The sequence below is a fragment of the Pseudomonas sp. A125 genome (assembly GCF_055409485.1).
In genome coordinates, this window is the sequence record NZ_JBUZVP010000056.1 from 1 (window position 1) to 15,956 (window position 15,956).

The 15,956-nt window shown below is 59.2% G+C and carries 22 protein-coding genes and 1 pseudogene; 15 read left to right on the plus strand and 8 right to left on the minus strand.

The window, feature by feature from the left end:
• The 4 genes from ACZRN6_RS35655 to merT all read right to left on the minus strand — a co-directional run.
• Positions 1 to 1,142: mercury(II) reductase (locus ACZRN6_RS35655; RefSeq protein WP_464003704.1), on the minus strand; the 1,142-nt coding region annotated here is incomplete at its 3' end.
• Positions 1,139 to 1,384, minus strand: a complete 246-nt coding sequence (gene merF / locus ACZRN6_RS35660) for a mercury resistance system transport protein MerF (RefSeq protein WP_000654684.1) — start codon at positions 1,382 to 1,384, stop codon at positions 1,139 to 1,141. The genes merF and ACZRN6_RS35655, both read right to left, overlap by 4 nt.
• 2 nt (positions 1,385 to 1,386) lie before the next feature.
• Positions 1,387 to 1,662: a mercury resistance system periplasmic binding protein MerP gene (gene merP, locus ACZRN6_RS35665; RefSeq protein ID WP_000735441.1), complete on the minus strand. Its 276-nt coding sequence runs from the start codon at positions 1,660 to 1,662 to the stop codon at positions 1,387 to 1,389.
• Between the two features lie 15 nt (positions 1,663 to 1,677).
• Positions 1,678 to 2,028, minus strand: a complete 351-nt coding sequence (merT, locus tag ACZRN6_RS35670; protein WP_001294667.1) for a mercuric ion transporter MerT — start codon at positions 2,026 to 2,028, stop codon at positions 1,678 to 1,680.
• Positions 2,029 to 2,099: 71 nt separating this feature from the next.
• Between merT and merR the strand changes: the two genes are divergently transcribed.
• The 15 genes from merR (at position 2,100) to ACZRN6_RS35745 (ending at position 11,867) form a co-directional block, all read left to right on the plus strand.
• Positions 2,100 to 2,534: an Hg(II)-responsive transcriptional regulator gene (gene merR, locus ACZRN6_RS35675; RefSeq protein WP_000429838.1), complete on the plus strand. Its 435-nt coding sequence runs from the start codon at positions 2,100 to 2,102 to the stop codon at positions 2,532 to 2,534.
• A 245-nt stretch (positions 2,535 to 2,779) separates the two neighbouring features.
• The gene (locus tag ACZRN6_RS35680; protein ID WP_016487057.1) at positions 2,780 to 3,046 is read left to right on the plus strand and encodes a nucleotidyltransferase family protein; all 267 of its coding nucleotides are present in this window, start codon (positions 2,780 to 2,782) and stop codon (positions 3,044 to 3,046) included.
• Entirely contained in the window at positions 3,043 to 3,429 is a 387-nt protein-coding gene (locus ACZRN6_RS35685; protein ID WP_003100872.1) for a HepT-like ribonuclease domain-containing protein, read from the plus strand. Before ACZRN6_RS35680 ends, ACZRN6_RS35685 begins: the two co-directional genes overlap by 4 nt.
• Positions 3,430 to 3,665: 236 nt before the next feature.
• Positions 3,666 to 4,022 carry a cupin domain-containing protein gene (locus tag ACZRN6_RS35690; protein WP_003465043.1) on the plus strand — a complete coding sequence of 119 codons (357 nt, stop codon included), beginning with the start codon at positions 3,666 to 3,668 and terminating at the stop codon, positions 4,020 to 4,022.
• A gap of 254 nt (positions 4,023 to 4,276) precedes the next feature.
• Positions 4,277 to 4,603 (plus strand): hypothetical protein, encoded by a 327-nt coding sequence (locus tag ACZRN6_RS35695; protein WP_003100858.1) that lies wholly within the window; start codon positions 4,277 to 4,279, stop codon positions 4,601 to 4,603.
• Positions 4,600 to 5,100, plus strand: coding sequence for a hypothetical protein (locus ACZRN6_RS35700; protein WP_003100856.1), 501 nt, complete (start codon positions 4,600 to 4,602; stop codon positions 5,098 to 5,100). The genes ACZRN6_RS35695 and ACZRN6_RS35700 overlap by 4 nt, the downstream gene beginning before the upstream one ends.
• Positions 5,097 to 5,468 carry a hypothetical protein gene (locus ACZRN6_RS35705; protein ID WP_003100853.1) on the plus strand — a complete coding sequence of 124 codons (372 nt, stop codon included), beginning with the start codon at positions 5,097 to 5,099 and terminating at the stop codon, positions 5,466 to 5,468. Before ACZRN6_RS35700 ends, ACZRN6_RS35705 begins: the two co-directional genes overlap by 4 nt.
• On the plus strand, positions 5,462 to 6,019 hold the full coding sequence (locus ACZRN6_RS35710) for a recombinase family protein (RefSeq protein WP_003100847.1): 558 nt from the start codon (positions 5,462 to 5,464) through the stop codon (positions 6,017 to 6,019). Before ACZRN6_RS35705 ends, ACZRN6_RS35710 begins: the two co-directional genes overlap by 7 nt.
• A 44-nt stretch (positions 6,020 to 6,063) precedes the next feature.
• A complete protein-coding gene (locus ACZRN6_RS35715; protein ID WP_016487046.1) occupies positions 6,064 to 6,741 on the plus strand; it encodes a GntR family transcriptional regulator in 678 nt (225 codons plus the stop codon).
• An 81-nt stretch (positions 6,742 to 6,822) separates the two neighbouring features.
• Positions 6,823 to 7,413, plus strand: a complete 591-nt coding sequence (locus tag ACZRN6_RS35720) for a TetR/AcrR family transcriptional regulator (protein WP_003465041.1) — start codon at positions 6,823 to 6,825, stop codon at positions 7,411 to 7,413.
• Between the two features lie 90 nt (positions 7,414 to 7,503).
• Positions 7,504 to 8,205: a cysteine hydrolase family protein gene (locus ACZRN6_RS35725; protein WP_003465039.1), complete on the plus strand. Its 702-nt coding sequence runs from the start codon at positions 7,504 to 7,506 to the stop codon at positions 8,203 to 8,205.
• A gap of 54 nt (positions 8,206 to 8,259) precedes the next feature.
• Positions 8,260 to 8,484, plus strand: coding sequence for a DUF2798 domain-containing protein (locus ACZRN6_RS35730; protein ID WP_003465037.1), 225 nt, complete (start codon positions 8,260 to 8,262; stop codon positions 8,482 to 8,484).
• Positions 8,485 to 8,764: 280 nt separating this feature from the next.
• Positions 8,765 to 9,817, plus strand: coding sequence for an ABC transporter substrate-binding protein (locus tag ACZRN6_RS35735; RefSeq protein WP_003465034.1), 1,053 nt, complete (start codon positions 8,765 to 8,767; stop codon positions 9,815 to 9,817).
• A 325-nt stretch (positions 9,818 to 10,142) separates the two neighbouring features.
• Entirely contained in the window at positions 10,143 to 11,072 is a 930-nt protein-coding gene (locus ACZRN6_RS35740) for an ABC transporter permease (protein ID WP_003465031.1), read from the plus strand.
• Positions 11,073 to 11,867: an ABC transporter permease gene (locus ACZRN6_RS35745; RefSeq protein ID WP_003465028.1), complete on the plus strand. Its 795-nt coding sequence runs from the start codon at positions 11,073 to 11,075 to the stop codon at positions 11,865 to 11,867.
• Between the two features lie 349 nt (positions 11,868 to 12,216).
• On the opposite strand, the gene ACZRN6_RS35750 is transcribed toward ACZRN6_RS35745, so the two are convergent.
• The 4 genes and pseudogenes from ACZRN6_RS35750 to ACZRN6_RS35765 all read right to left on the minus strand — a co-directional run.
• Complete coding sequence (locus ACZRN6_RS35750; protein WP_073454648.1) at positions 12,217 to 13,248, minus strand: methyl-accepting chemotaxis protein; 1,032 nt, start codon at positions 13,246 to 13,248, stop codon at positions 12,217 to 12,219.
• A gap of 36 nt (positions 13,249 to 13,284) precedes the next feature.
• A complete protein-coding gene (locus ACZRN6_RS35755) occupies positions 13,285 to 14,313 on the minus strand; it encodes an IS30 family transposase (protein ID WP_003465026.1) in 1,029 nt (342 codons plus the stop codon).
• Between the two features lie 24 nt (positions 14,314 to 14,337).
• Entirely contained in the window at positions 14,338 to 14,964 is a 627-nt protein-coding gene (locus tag ACZRN6_RS35760) for a DNA methyltransferase (protein WP_003465024.1), read from the minus strand.
• Between the two features lie 414 nt (positions 14,965 to 15,378).
• Positions 15,379 to 15,534 (minus strand): annotated as a pseudogene (locus ACZRN6_RS35765) (OmpA family protein); the annotation flags it as partial.
• Positions 15,535 to 15,956 lie beyond the last annotated feature (422 nt).

Genomic DNA, 15,956 nt, shown 5'->3' on the forward strand with positions numbered 1-15,956 from the left:
CTCGTGCGCATGCCTTGGTCGATAACGATGGCCCCTTGCGCATTGACAGTGACCCCCGCCGCGTCCAGCGCGAGGCTGCGCGTATTCGGTGCCCGACCGGTGGCAACCAGCAACTTGTCAGCGCGCAATTCACCGTGTCCGGTGGTCAGCACGAATTCGCCGTTCACATGGGCGACCTGGCTGGCTTGCGTGTGCTCCAGCACCTCGATGCCCTCGGCGCGGAAAGCGGCTGTCACGGCCTCGCCGATGGCCGGGTCTTCCCGGAAGAACAAGGTGCTGCGTGCCAGGATCGTGACCTGGCTGCCGAGCCGGGCAAAGGCTTGCGCCAGTTCCAACGCCACCACCGACGAACCGATCACGGCCAGGCGTGCGGGAATGGTGTCGCTGACAAGCGCTTCGGTGGAAGTCCAGTAGGGTGACTCTTTCAGGCCCGGAATCGGCGGCACGGCCGGACTGGCACCGGTGGCGACCAGGCAGCGGTCGAACGTTACCTCGCGCTCGCTACCCTCGTTCAAACGGACGACCAGGCTCTGGTCGTCCTTGAAACGCGCTTCACCGTGCAAAACGGTGATGGCTGGATTGCCGTCCAGGATGCCTTCGTATTTGGCGTGCCGCAGTTCATCGACACGGGCCTGCTGCTGGGCCAGCAGTTTGCTGCGGTCAATCGCAGGCACAGTTGCCGCAATACCGCCGTCGAACGGACTTTCCCGGCGCAGATGGGCAATATGGGCAGCGCGGATCATGATCTTGGACGGCACACAGCCGATATTGACGCAGGTGCCGCCGATGGTGCCGCGTTCGATCAGCGTGACCGTCGCGCCTTGCTCGACGGCCTTCAGCGCCGCCGCCATCGCGGCCCCGCCGCTGCCAATGATGGCGATATGCAAACCGGCGCCCTCAAGTGCATCACGGATTTTTGGTTCATCTTTGAAATCACCAACCCGGATCGAGCCTTGATAACCCAATGCGGCGATGGCGGCCAGCAGTTGGTTGTGGCTCACGGCGGTGTCTGCCATGACTTGCGCGCGGCTTTCTGGATAGGACACCACAGCGGCATTCACGCCGGGAATCTTTTCCAAAGCATCTTTGACATGGGTGGCGCAGGATGTGCAGGTCATGCCATTCACGGTGATTTCGGTCATTTTTTTACTCCATTGAATTTCGGGGTGCAGCAGGCATCGGCTTGGCGTTTTCGTTGGATGGCGTAGATGGTCAAGCCGATGAAAATCGCCAGCGCAGGCAGCAGCACATAGTCCAGATAGCCGGTCAGCGCGGACAAGCCGACCACACCGAGCAAAATGACCAGAACAGGGGTGAAGCAACACAGCGCCACGAGGGTTGTGCCAATGATGCTGACCCGCAGCAGTGTCTTCGGGTCTTTCATGATCAGTTCTTGACTGATGATGGGTAGCCCGCATCCTCGGTAGCCTTGGTCAGTTTCTGCACGCTGGTCTTGGCATCATCGAAGGTGACCACCGCTTCGCGCGTCTCGAAGGTCACGTCAACTTTACTGACGCCATCGACCTTGGAAATCGCCTTCTTGACAGTGATCGGACAGGCCGAGCAGGTCATGCCCGGTACGGACAGCGTAACGGTCTGGGTGGCGGCCCACACGGGGGCAACAACGGCAGCGAGGGCAAGGGCGGAAAGCAGCTTTTTCATGGTGAACTCCTGTGATCAATAGAAAAATGGCACGACGTAGGGAAATCCGAGCGCGACCAAAACCAGCACGGCCACGCCCCAGAAAATGAGCTTGTAAGTAGCTCGCACTTGGGGAATCGCGCAAACCTCACCCGGTTTGCAGGCGGCTGACGGCCGGTAGATGCGCCGCCAGGCGAAGAACAACGCCACCAGCGCCACGCCGATAAAGATGGGGCGATAGGGTTCCAACACCGTCAAGTTGCCGATCCAAGCGCCGCTGAACCCCAAGGCGATCAGAACCAGCGGCCCGAGGCAGCAAGCCGAGGCGAGGATGGCGGCCAGCCCGCCAGTGAAGAGCGCGCCGCGCCCGTTTTGAGGTTCAGACATACGTTTGTCCTTTCGAATCTGAATTGGATAGCTTAAGCTTACTTCCGTAGTTATGTACGGAGTCAAGCGATATGGAAAACAATTTGGAGAACCTGACCATTGGCGTTTTCGCCAGGACGGCCGGGGTCAATGTGGAGACCATCCGGTTCTATCAGCGCAAGGGCTTGCTCCCGGAACCGGACAAGCCTTACGGCAGCATTCGCCGCTATGGCGAGACGGATGTAACGCGGGTGCGCTTCGTGAAATCAGCCCAGCGGTTGGGCTTCAGCCTGGATGAGATCGCCGAGCTGCTGCGGCTGGAGGATGGCACCCATTGCGAGGAAGCCAGCAGCCTGGCCGAGCACAAGCTCAAGGACGTGCGCGAGAGGATGGCTGACCTGGCGCGCATGGAGGCCGTGCTGTCTGATTTGGTGTGCGCCTGCCATGCGCGGAAGGGGAACGTTTCCTGCCCGCTGATTGCGTCACTGCAAGGGAAGAAAGAACCGCGCAGTGCGGACGCGGTGTAGCCCGAGGGAACTACGCCTTAGCGTGCTTTATTTTCCGTTTTCTGAGGCGACTCCAACGTCAGAAAAGACCGTGCGGTCGACTTTTGATATTTCGTGCTGTCGCCTTCTGAAAGTGACAGCGCGGCACGGGAATCAAGGCATTGCGATTCTCGAAAATAGTTCTTGAAATTCTATTCTTGATTGCATATCATCTCAACGAGTTTCGATAAGAAAGGATGCCCATGCGACCGTCTGTTGTGCTTGACATGAAGCGAAGCGCAGTGCGTGAAGCGGTAGGCCGCTTTCGCGCCGCGAACCCGCGCGTCTTCGGCTCGGTGCTGCATGGCACCGACCGGGATGGCAGCGACCTCGACCTGTTGGTCGATGCGCTGCCCGGTGCCACGTTGTTGGACTTGGGCGATTTGGAAGAAGAACTGAAATCGCTGCTCGGCGTTGACGTCGATCTGCTGACTCCCGGCGACCTGCCGCCGAAGTTCCGGGCCAAGGTGCTCGCGGAGGCGCAACCGATATGAGCGAGAACCGCCTGCCCGATTACCTCGACCACATTCAGCAGGCCGCAACCGATGCGCGCAGCTTCGTGGAAGGGATGGCCAAGGACGACTTCTTGGCCGACAAGCGCACCCAGCAGGCCGTCATCATGAGCCTGATCGTCATCGGCGAGGCGGCCACAAAGGTGATGGATGGCTACGTCGAGTTCACCCAGGCGCATGCCGACGTGCCGTGGCGCAGCATGCGCAATATGCGTAATCGCATGGCTCACGGCTATTTCGACATCAACCTCGATGTGGTGTGGGAGACGGTACAGGAATGGCTGCCGGCGTTGCTCCAGCAATTGCCCGCCGTGCGTCAGGATGCCGACGATGAAGACCGTAACGACAAAGGCATGGAGCCATGACCAATCAAGCCGCCGATGTTCGGCCCCTCTGGCGTGTTCGATCCCGCGACCTATGAGCCGCGCTCGGGCAAGACCTTCTGGATGGCCGCAACGGACGTGAGTTCGCTGGTGGGCAAGGAGGCAGCAGCCGACACGCTCATCGGCAACTGCACGACCGCACGACCAGCCTCCCGTTCAAATTCGAGTTAGAACTCATATCCAGCCTGTCTGGGGGCACTGTGAAAGAGGGATCTCCGATGACTGTTGAATCGAGAATATTTTCTGTAGCCGAGTATGTTCAGCCGTCCGAAGGCGAGCCTATTCGTTCCGTTGTGCTTGAAACCCGAGACTCAATTATCGTGGTTTGGCATGTCCATCCCGGGCAGGAAATTGCGGCTCACATTCATCCTCACGGCCAAGACACGTGGACTGTTTTGTCGGGAATGGCTGATTACTTTCAGGGCAATGGGATTGTTCGTGCCCTCAGGGAAGGTGAGATAGCCGTGGCAAGACCGGGCCAAGTGCACGGGGCGCGAAATACAGGTACCGAGCCATTTGTGTTCGTCTCGGTTGTGGCATCAGCCAATGCCGGTTTCGTATTGGCTGAGCGATAGAGCCCAATCTCTGGAGTTGGTCCAATGAGCGGTCGGGGAGATAGGTAACAGACATGCAGCGGACACGGCTGCTAAACCAGGTCGCAAACCTCCTTGCGTCGCAGCGTGCCGCAAGCGACGCGATCAATCGAATGGGGTCGGCATGAGACTGAACACCATCCAGTTCCCGACCGCGTAGCCGCCTGTCCTGCCGATCAGGTCTTGACCATCGACGCCTGGGATCAGTCCTGAATGTTCTTGGAGACCACTACGTTATGAGCCGCAGCCGCCGCAAAACACCCATCGTCGGGCACACGACCTGCGGCAGCGAGCGCGAGGACAAGAAGCTCTGGCATCAGCGCTGGCGCACCCGTGAGCGCACGGCGCTGACCAGCGCGTCGCCCGAAGCCCTGAGCGCCCATCTGCCCCTGCTGGAAAACCAGGCCAGCAGCGTCTGGTCGATGGGCAAGGATGGCCGCTCCTACTGGCCCGTCAAGCGCCAGGCCGCCACGGCGGATCGCATCGCCAATCACAAGGGACGCAACCCGCAAGAACGCGCCTCCCTGAAAAAGCGCCTGCTGCGCAAGTGGATGAGCAAATGAAGCTCTCCTTCCATCAGCACATTGCGCTGTTCTGGATGATCGGTGCTCCGGGCGTCTTCGCGCCCGTGATCGAGAACGCCAAGCGGCCCGATGCCGGCGCCGTCATGGCGTGGGGTGTCGCGATCGTGGCGGTGATGATCCTCTTCACCCCTTTGCTGCTGCGCTGTCCACCATTCCGGCGCTGGTATGGCCGGACGGATGCGCTGTCGGAGCGGCAGCGCCAGGCGCTTGCCGAGCGCGGCCTGCGCCGCTACTACCAGACCGCTTTCGATGACGGCTACGTGCCCCGCGTGATGCCCTACGTGTGGCGCATCATCTGGACGGTCGGCGGGTTGATGGCTGTGACCGCCGTACTGCCTACCAACACCGGACGGCCAGCCTTCGATGCCTTGGTGGTCTTCTCGACCTGGTATCCGATAGGCGTGATGCTGCTGGTTTTCGCGTCGAGGCCCCTTGGCCGGTTGATTCGCCAAAGAGCACAGGAGCGGCGGAAATGAGCACGTCAACCATCGAGGCGCTGGCCAGCGCCTGGGCAAGGATTGCCGAGGAAGCGGAATTCCCCGCTGACTACGAGGGGACTGCCACACCACAAGCGCATCGGGCTAGCGAAGCTATTCAGGAGCAGATTCGGGAGCGCATCGTCGCCACCAACGACATGCGGCTGTTCAGCCTGCTGCACCTGCTGGGTCAGGCGTCGCTGCGCATGGAGCAAGCGCTGTGGCCGGAGGATTACGAGCGGATGACGCGCGAGGTTGAGGAAGCCCTGCGGCAAGCCACCGACGCCAACGCCAGATCGTACACCCACGAAGAAGTGATGCAGGCGATGCAGGAACGCATCGACCGGGCGCGAGACAAGCCATGTTGATTGGCTATGCGCGCGTCTCGACGCAGGATCAGAACCTGGAGCTGCAACGCGAAGCCTTGAGCAAGGCCGGATGTAAAAAGGTCTTCGAGGACAAGGTGAGTGGCACGCGGGCAGACCGGCCTGGCTTGGCCAAGACGCTCGAAATGCTGCGCGAAGGCGATACTTTGGTCGTCTGGAAGCTCGACCGGCTGGGCCGGTCGGTCAAGCAACTGGTCGATCTGGTCGGCGATCTGCACAAGCACGGTGTCCAGTTCAGGAGCCTCACCGACTCCATCGACACCGGCACACCATCCGGGCGGTTCTTCTTCCACGTCATGGCGAGCCTTGCCGAAATGGAGCGCGAGCTGACCGTCGAGCGCACCCGCGCCGGGCTGGAAGTCGCCAAGCAGCTCGGCCGCAAAGGCGGCCGCAAGCCGAAGATGACCGACAGCAAGATCGAGTCGGCCAAGAAGCTGCTGGCCAGCGGGGTGCCGCCCAAGGACGTGGCCAAGAACCTCGGCGTGTCCATTCCGACGCTGTACCGCTGGGTGCCAGCCTCCACGCACGCTTAGCGTGCTTTATTTTCCGTTTTCTGAGACGACCCCATGAGCGATCAATGAGCAACCCCTACCCTATTCAAACCCTCAATCACTCTTACCTGGGCAGTGGCATCTACGAGTTGCTGCGCGAGGCACTGATCACCGGGCGTTTCCAGCCCGATGACCGCCTGCGCATCCGCGACCTGGCCGAACAACTGGGCACCAGCGTCACACCGGTGCGCGACGCGATCCTGCAACTGGCCAAGGAACAGGCGCTGATCCTCAAGACCCCGCGTGACATCCGCGTACCCATCCTCACCGCCGCGCAATACGGCGAGATCCGCAGCATCCGCCTGGCGCTTGAAGGCCTGGCTGCGGAGACGGCCGCCGCGCTGGTGACCGACAGCGAACTCGCAGACCTGCAAGCCTGCATCGAAAACAACATCGCCGCGATCAACGCCCAGGACTTGCAAGCCGCTCTCAAGTGCAATCAGCAATTTCACTACGCGCTGACCACCATCGCGCGCATGCCGGTGCTGGCGGGTTTGCTCGATAGCCTGTGGATGCGCACCGGCCCACTGATCGCCCGTGCCTATGGCAACTTCAACGAGCGCATGGCCATCGACCATCACTGGGAAGTGCTCGACGCACTCAAGCGCCGCGATGGCGCGGCGGCACGGGCGGCCATCTGCCGTGACATTCTCGATGGCAACGAGAAGATGCTCGAGTACATCGAGATGGCGCAGGCGGACTGATTGGCAGTCAATTCGACTGTTGACGAAACATAGATGACCAGTTAGTTTATTAAAACTTTCTCATCACTGGATGTCTCTGTCATGGCTCGCCCGGTCAACCTCGAAGTCAGATCCCGTTTGCTGTCGATTGGCCGCCAGGTGGTTCACAACCGTGGCTTCAACGGCTGCGGCGTCCAGGACATCACCGCCGCTGCCGAGATTCCCAAGGGCTCTTTCTACAACTACTTCGCCAGCAAGGAAGACTTCGCGGCAGAGATCCTCGAGGAATACTGGACCTCGATCGAAACCCGCCACGGGCCGATCTTCTACGACGCCCGGGTCAAGCCGCTGGAGCGCATCGGCCAGTTCTTCCAGGCCCTGGTGCTCGAGCACGGCGAGCATGAATACAGCCTGGGTTGCCTGATTGGCAACCTGTCCCTGGAAATGTCCAATGGCAGCGAACAAACCCGCAAGCGTCTGGCCGATGTGCTGGCGCGCTGGGAAGGTTTGCTCGCGAGCTGCCTGCGTGAAGCGCAGCAGCGCCGCGAACTCTCTGAAACTCACGACGCCGAAGCGCTGGCCAGTGTCATCGTCGAAGGCTGGGAAGGTGCGGTCATGCGCGGCAAGGTCCTGCGCGACGGTGCACCTCTGCAGCGTTTCGTATCGATGGTCTTGCCTCGGCTATTGGAGTGAGTTTTTTTTCCTCATTAATAAGACGACTGGTCATTTATATAAAGCAACATTCACGTCTCATCCACGCAAGCACCCAAGAGGTAAATCGTCATGAGCCATCTGTACGCCGACCCCGCCGAACCCGCACTGCCTGCCACTGGTTTCAAGCTCGACCTGAGCAAAGCCGCCCTGGTGGTCATCGACCCACAGAACGACTTCCTCAGCCCTGCCGGCGCCAGTTGGGCGGTGTTCGGTGAGAGCATCGTCGAGAACAACACCGTCGAAAACCTGGAAAAACTGTTCAAGGCCTTCAAGGCTCACGACCTGCCCGTGGCCGTGTCGCCACACTATTACTACCCGCACGACCACGACTGGCATTTTGGCGGTCCGCTGGAAAAGGTCATGCACAGCATCTGCATGTTCGATCGCAAGGGACCGAACACCCTGGAAAACTTCGAAGGCTCCGGCGCCGATTTCCTCGAGATCTACAAGCCGTACATTCTCGACGGCGAGACCATCATCGCCTCGCCGCACAAGGTCTACGGCCCGGAAACCAACGACCTGGCGCTGCAATTGCGCAAGAAAGGCGTGTCGCAGATCATCCTCGCCGGCATGGCGGCCAACCTTTGCGTGGAATCACACCTGCGCGAACTGCTCGAACAGGGCTTTGAAATAGTCGTGGTACGCGACGCCACCGCCGGCCCGCGCCTGCCGGATGGCGACGGCTACCTGGCGGCCATCATCAATTACCGCTTCCTCGCCCACGGGCTGTGGACCACCGAAGAGACTATCGCGCAACTGCAACCGGCTTGATCGTGCCCGAGCGGCCGGGCATCGCGCCCCCCCGCTCTTTCTCGAGAACCCCCGATGAAAATCCCCGCCCGTTATGAGCATTTCGTTTTCGGCGTCGTTCAATCCGGCCTGACCTGCGCGGTCGCGGCCGCCATCGCCACCACACCCCATGCGCTCGACCTGGCCTTTGCCGGCCGCTGGTTGAACGCGTGGGCGCTGTCGTGGGTATCGATGTTGCCGGTGGTGGTGCTGGCGGCGCCGATGATTCGGCGCGTGGTGAGGCGGATGACGGTGGGCTGAATGACTTGGCTATGACTCACCCAACACACCGCCATCGCGAGCATGCTCGCTCCTACCGGGGGCTTCGGGGCTGCTCGCGACAGGCGCGCAAGCCCGCACCCGACGCACGAAATACTGTGCCCGTTCGCATTTTCGCAATAAACCACTTTTCATCCGCGCATTTGTAGCCGCTTCGTTCACGGACAAGCCGGTACATTAGACCTCCATGGTCCCGCAGAGCGACCGACAACAAAACCTACAGCTCGCCCAAGAAAATCTGCCAACCATTCGGAGTCTTTCCATGAGCACATTGCGCACTACAGCTTTCCAACTCGCGAGTCTGGCCCTGTTCATCGGTAGCGCCACCCAGGCCATGGCCGAGGACATCACGTTCGTATCCCAGGGCGGTGCTTATCAGGAAGCCCAGAGCAAGGCGATCCTGGAGCCTGCGGCGAAAAAGCTCGGTCTGACGCTCAAACAGGACAGCTCGCCCAAGGCCTACCCGATCATCAAGACCCAGGTCGAGAGCGGCAAGGTCACCTGGGACGTGGTGGACCTGCCCACTGGCGACTGCATCCGTGGCGAAGCCGAAGGGCTGTTCGAGAAGCTCGACCTTGCGCTGATTCCCAATGCCGCGCAAATACCCGACAGCCTCAAGGACGAATACAGCGTCGGCTACATCAGCTACTCCACGGTGCTGGCGTATCGCACGGACGCGTTCAAAGGCGCGGACGTACCCAAGACCTGGGCCGACTTCTGGGACACCAAAAAATACCCGGGCCAGCGCTCCCTACGTAACCTGCCACGTCCAACCCTGGAAATCGCGCTGCTGGCCGATGGCGTGCCGATGGACAAGCTCTATCCGCTGGACGTCGATCGCGCCTTCCGCAAGCTTGAGCAGATCAAGCCCGACATCGCCACCTGGTGGACGTCCGGCGGGCAGTCGGCGCAGCTGATCAGCGACGGCGAAGTGGACATGATCCAGGCCTGGAACGGCCGTATCACCGCCGTACAGGCCGCCGGCGCACCCGTGGCATTCGACTACAACCAGGGTGTGCTGGAAACCAACTCGTTGTGCGTCCTCAAAGGCTCGCCGCACAAGGTGGCCGCCATGAAATTCGTCAACGAGGCCATCGATGCCAAACTGCAAGCGGCGTTGCCGATGATCATCGACTACGGCCCGCTCAACCCCGAAGCCTTCAAGACCGGGGTAATCCCGGCCGAGCGCGAGGCCAAGCTGCCTTCCGCACCCGGCAACATCTCGCGCCAGGCCCTGCTCTCGGCGCAATGGTGGGCCTCCGAAGCCGGGGTCAAGGCCGAAGAACGCTGGTTGTCCTTCGTCCAGAAAAAATAGCCATCGGCCGTTGCTGCGCCGCAGGCCAGAGGCCTCGGCGCAGGACATGCCGTCTGCCCCCGCGATTTCGACATAAAGCGCTTGCGCACCGGTCAATTGCGTCCACTTCATTCGTTGGCATCCCGGTACATTAGGCCTGAGGGTCCCGCAGAGTGACCTGTGCAGACAACTCGCGCTCGCCTCAAGTACCTGCCCACCATTGGGAGTTCTTCACATGACATTACCCGAGCACCGCACCCTGCTGTCCGCCAGGACGACTGCCACCGCCAGCGCTACCCGTCAGTGCTGGATACCCTCCAGCACTGCGCAGTGACGAGAGGTCATCATGTCCAACGCCTATCTCGCCAAATCCATGCCCGACTCCAGCGACCAGCAGCACCAGCCGCCCATGACCAGCGAAGACGCCCTGGCCCGTGAAGAACGCAAGGAGCACACCTCCATGCTGTTGCTGCTCACCCCGGCGCTGGTCATGGTCGTGGTGCTGTTGATCATGCCGCTGTGCTGGCTGGCCTTTCAGTCGGTCCAGACCGAGGAAGGGTTTTCCCTGGCCAACTACATCCGGATTTTCCAGGAAAGCATTTACTGGGACACCTTCGCCCTGACCTTCAAGATCAGTTTCCTGGTGACGATCCTGTCGATCGTCATGGGCTTCCCCATTGCCTACGCCGCTTCGCGCCTGCAGGGTTTCTGGGCCAACCTGATTCTGATCTGCGTGATCCTGCCGTTCTGGACCAGCGTGCTGGTGCGGGCCTATGCCTGGCTGGTGCTCCTGCAACGCCGCGGACTGGTCAATCAGACGCTGATGGACCTTGGCATCATCGACCAACCCCTGACGCTGATGCACAACACCACTGGCACGGTAATCGGCACCCTGCACGTCATGCTGCCCTTTATGGTCCTGCCGCTGTATTCGGTGATGAAAAAAATCCCCCAGGACCTCATGCAAGCGTCCGAGAGCCTTGGCGCCAAACCCTTCTACACCTTCCGCCGGGTCTTCCTGCCGATGGCAGCGCCGGGGGTCATGGCCGGTTCCATCCTGGTGTTCGTCATCTGCCTAGGCTTCTTCATCACCCCGGAACTGCTCGGCGGTGGCCGCACGATCCTGGTGTCGATGCTGGTGCAACGCAACGTCGAGCTCTATCACGCCTGGGGCGCAGCCAGCGCAGTCGGCCTGGTGCTGCTGTTTGTGGTGTTCCTGATCTTCTGGGGCATCAATCGCTTCATCCCCATCGAACGCATCCTGGGAGCGCGCTAAATGAACCTGCTTGCCAACCTGCGTCACCTTCGCCTGTCCCACGTGCTGTTCACGGTGCTGGTCGCGGCGATCCTGCTGTACCTGATCATCCCGGTGCTGATCGTGGTACCCATGTCGTTCTCCGAGGCGCGCTTCCTGCAATTCCCTCCCAAGCAATGGTCCTTCCACTGGTACGAGGCGTTCTTCAACAGCGTGGAGTGGATGTCGGCGGCGCGGGTCAGTCTGATCACGGCATTTTTCACCATGGCCATCAGCCTGCCGATTGGTATGGCGGCCGCCTACGCCATCAACAACTCCAGCCTGAAGGTGGTGCGTACGCTGCAGATCATCCTGCTGCTGCCGATGATGGTGCCCATCATCCTGATCGCCGCCGGCGTGTTCTTCGTTTACGCCCGGGTCGGCCTGATCAGCACGCTGACCGGCCTGGTGCTGGCGCACATCATGCTCGCCTTGCCCTACGTGATCATCGCGCTGCTGGCCGGTCTGCGTAACTTCGACATGTCCCAGGAAATGGTGGCGCGCAGCCTGGGCATGAACCGCTTTCGCGCCTTCATGGCCGTGACCCTGCCGCAGATCAAGCCCAGTGTGGTCTCGGCGACACTGTTCGCCTTCATCACCTCGCTGGATGAAACTGTGGTGGCGCTGTTCATCTCCGGCGGCGACAACCAGACTCTGACCAAGCGCATGTTCACGGCGCTGCGCGACGAGATCGATCCGACCATTGCCGCTATCAGTTCGATCCTGATCCTGGCGTCGCTGATCCTGGTGGTGATTGCCGGTCGCAACAAACAATAACCAACAACGCACTCCCCCTCTGCAAACACACTTGCCCGCCATTGCGGGCAAGTGTGTTTTTGCGTCCTGACCACGCACGCCCATGCCGACGTGCAGCCCAGCACAGCCTGCCGTCACACGGCTTAATTCAGCATCTATCACCCGTGTCCAGGCCCATCTCGGGGGAACCGCAGAATTCGGAAAAAATCGTACGCTAAGCTAACGGTGTTCTCGTGACAGCTCTTTGACTAGGCTTTCTAAGGCCATTCTGATAGCCCTGACTTCCTGAAAAGCCATGGCTAAAATTTGTGCGGCTAAAAGGGATAACCGATGGTAAAGTAAGTTATCCCTGTCGAGATACTGAAAAGCGTTATCCTCGTTTTTCCCAAAACTGTTTTGCCAGTTCGCTCAGAGCGCTAGTTAACTGAGCGACAGATTTCGCACTTTGCAAATTATTCTGCCCGGTCTGTACATTGGTATCAGCAGCATCGCGTATATTGATAATACTGCGGTTTATGTCTTCACTTACTGCTCCCTGCTGCTCGACCGCAGTCGCTATTTGCGCGTTCATGTCGGTAATTTCGTTAACGCGTTGGCCAATTCCATCAAGAGCTGTAGCTGCTTCCTCTGCGTGAGCTACACTCGTGTGCGCTTGCCGACTACTTTGCTCCATGACTGTAACAGCGGATTGCGCTCGCTCTTGTAGAGCGCTGATCATGCTTTGAATATCCGTTGTCGATTGCTGTGTGCGAGCAGCAAGACTGCGAACCTCATCGGCGACAACAGCAAAACCACGCCCCTGCTCACCAGCACGCGCGGCCTCAATTGCTGCGTTGAGTGCCAACAAATTCGTTTGCTCGGCGATCCCTCGTATAACGTCAAGAACTTTTGATATCTCGTTACTTTGACCTTCAAGCTCATGAATAACCTGAGCGGCTTGCCTAATTTCACCTTCAAGGGCAGTGATTGACTGGCTTGTGTGGGCTACCAGACGCTGGCCAGATGCCGTCTCAGTGTCTGCTCTTCCGGCCGCATCTGCAGCATGCTGTGCATTGCTCGCAACCTCTTGAATGCTTGCCGCCATTTGGTTTACTGCCGTTGCTATTTGATCTGTCTCTGCCTGCTGCTCAACTGTAAGTACATTGCTTGACTCAATATCCTTTAGTAGGCCTCGGGTGTGTTCGCTAAGCCGATTTGATGCATCACCTATGCGACCTACTATGGCGCCTGTTTCAGCTTGCATCATTCGTAAAGCAAACTCTATTTGGCCAAACTCATCGGTGCGCCCAGTGTAGAGGGATTGACTTAATGGGTTATTGGAAATATTCCTGGCTCTTTCAACCAGTCTTCCAAGAGGAGAGAGAATAGCCAAAACACTAACAGAGCTTAAGCTTCCTGACATTAAAGTGGGCGGTTACAGGAGCTGAGTGCAACACGGTTATTGAATTGAAGCTGGAGCATCATGCCGCATAGCCATAGCTTCCTGCATCACCTCGTCCATAACCTCGATCGGACACTTGAAGTCGAAGCGCTTACGGGGGCGCATGTTCAGTTGCAGTGCGATGGCATCCAGTTCCTCCTGGCTATGCACCGACAAGTCCGTGCCTTTGGGCAGGTACTGGCGGATCAGGCCATTGATGTTTTCGTTACTGCCGCGCTGCCAAGGGCTGTGCGGGTCGCAGAAGTAAATCGCCACCCCGGTCTGCTGGGTGATTTCAGCATGCCGCGCCATTTCTCGGCCCTGGTCGTAGGTCATGCTCTTGCGCATCGCCAGCGGCATGCCATTGAGCGCTGCACTGAAGCCTTCCATCGCCGAGGTCGCCGTCGCGTCGTTCATCTTCACCAGCATCAGGTAGCCACTGGTGCGCTCCACCAGCGTACCTACAGACGAGGCGTTGGCCTTGCCCTTGATCAGGTCGCCTTCCCAATGCCCTGGCATCAGTCGGTCTTCGATCTCCGGCGGACGTACATGAATACTGACCCTCTCAGGGATCTGACCGCGCCGATCCACGCCGCCAGAGCGCGGCCTGCGCATCGTCTTGCTTTGGCGCAGGCAGATGATCAGCTCTTTACGCAGCTCGCCGACTGGCAAGGCATAGATCGCGTTATAGATCGTCTCGCGACAGACGTAGGCATCTCTGAGGCTGGGAATATTCATGCTGCGCAGCTTGCCGGCAATCTGCTCGGGAGACAAACGCTCACGCAGCATATGCGCCACCAATTCGAAGCGCTCGCTACCCGGCAACAGCTTTTGCTTCGGTCGACACACCTGACGGCGGGCCTGCATCTGCTGCTGGGCCACGCGGGCCGAGTAGCCGCCACAGGCATCTCGATTGCGGCGCAGCTCCCGGCTGATGGTCGAAGGGGATCGGTTGATCAAGCAGGCAATCCCGCGCAGGCTGAAACCTTGGGCATGACCGATTTGAATGGTGGCGCGCTCTTCAACGCTGAGTTCGGAATAAGACATAGGGACAGCACCGTACCGGAAAGGTCAGGTGTTGCACTCAGTTTTCGCCGCCGCCCCCTTATTATCACTGCGAGGTGAATAGCTTTTCTGCCAATTGATTATGCCAATGCGATTCTCTTCGCCGAAGATTTCGTCCATGAGCATGCCAAGTCTAAATAGTTCCCTATGATCAATACAGATAGCCATAACCCCGCCTGGGGTTAGCATCTCACGCATCATCCAGATTCTGGGTGTCATGAAGCGCAACCATTTGCTGTGCTTGGACCCATCATCTTTAGGAACTACATCGCCGAGATCTGGATCGTTTGGATCCTTGTCCCACTTGTCGTTATAGCGGAAGTCCTCGCCGGTGTTGTACGGCGGGTCTGTTACTACAAGATCAACTTGACCACGATATTTATAGAGCGTGACCATCGCAGAAAGGTTTTCACCGTCCCAGATCTCATTCTCTGACTGGGCGGTTTCCTCTCCAAAGGATACTTTCTTGATAATACGATGCAGCTTCGGCTTGACCTGGCGGATGATCTGCCAGGGAGCAGCCCGCCCGGTGTAACTCATAACGATGCCATTCTTGCCAGCATCGGCAAGCGCCGCATCATGCTCCTGCAGCATACGGACCAAGGCGGCCCTCGGCAGTTGTTCGTAATCCATGCTTGCCCCTTGAATTCGTGCGGCGGCACCGAAAAGCTGAAAATTCTAGTACCGCTCGTGGATGCTTCACCATCCCTAGGGTGGCGAGTGTACTTGTGAACGTATTGATTTGGCTGTTAAACCGTTGAAAAAGACGGATCAACTGAGTTCCAAACGGGCTGCGTACTGGCTGGCAGATGCGAATCCGGCGCACGCCGCTCCCTTCTGGGCTCAAGCCCGCGAAGCGGGCATAAAGAACCCGGCCGAGGCCGGGATCCTTATGGGCTTATGGGCCGGCGTATTGGTCTGCCCAGTCCAAAGCCGGTGCCACGGGAGCTTGCACCTCCTGAGGCCAGGTTTTGGAGCCCACTGCAAATCGCCCGTAACCCATTAAAAGATAGCTGGGCATCCGACGAAAAGAGCACCAAGGCACCATTACCCTTGAGCTACAGCGCCGCTACGGGGCACCAGTTTGATTTCAACGCGGCGATTTTGGGCGCGACCCTCGGCGGTGTCGTTGGGGGCAATGGGCGAGCTGGAGCCTGCACCAAAGGTTTGCAGGCGCGAAGGATCGACGCCATTGCTGCGCAAAGAGAAAAAGGGGACTGATTTATGTGCGCCAGGCAAAGCTTGGTCGCCTGGGAATGACGGCGCAAGCCGTCACGAAATGGCGTAAGAAACCCAGCGGGTATGACCCCCGCCCGGTAAAGGTTAGCCACCGACCGGAAGCGAGTCTTGCGTGGTGACCGGGTAACCGGCGCTGCGAAGCGTAGACAGCAGAAAAGGGGATTTATTTTCCCTACTCTAAAACGGCCGCTGTTGGCCGATTGCTGCCTGTCGTGGACGACCGTTTAACTTCAAAGCCTGACTGGATTGCAAACTGCTGACACGCGTAGATTCTGTTTTCGACTCGTTTAATGCCGTCGATGCCAGGCCATAAACAGAGAGGAAACAACCGCTCGAAAATTCGAGCCATAGACTCTAGAGCCAGTGGGTAGTCGGAGTCATGTTCC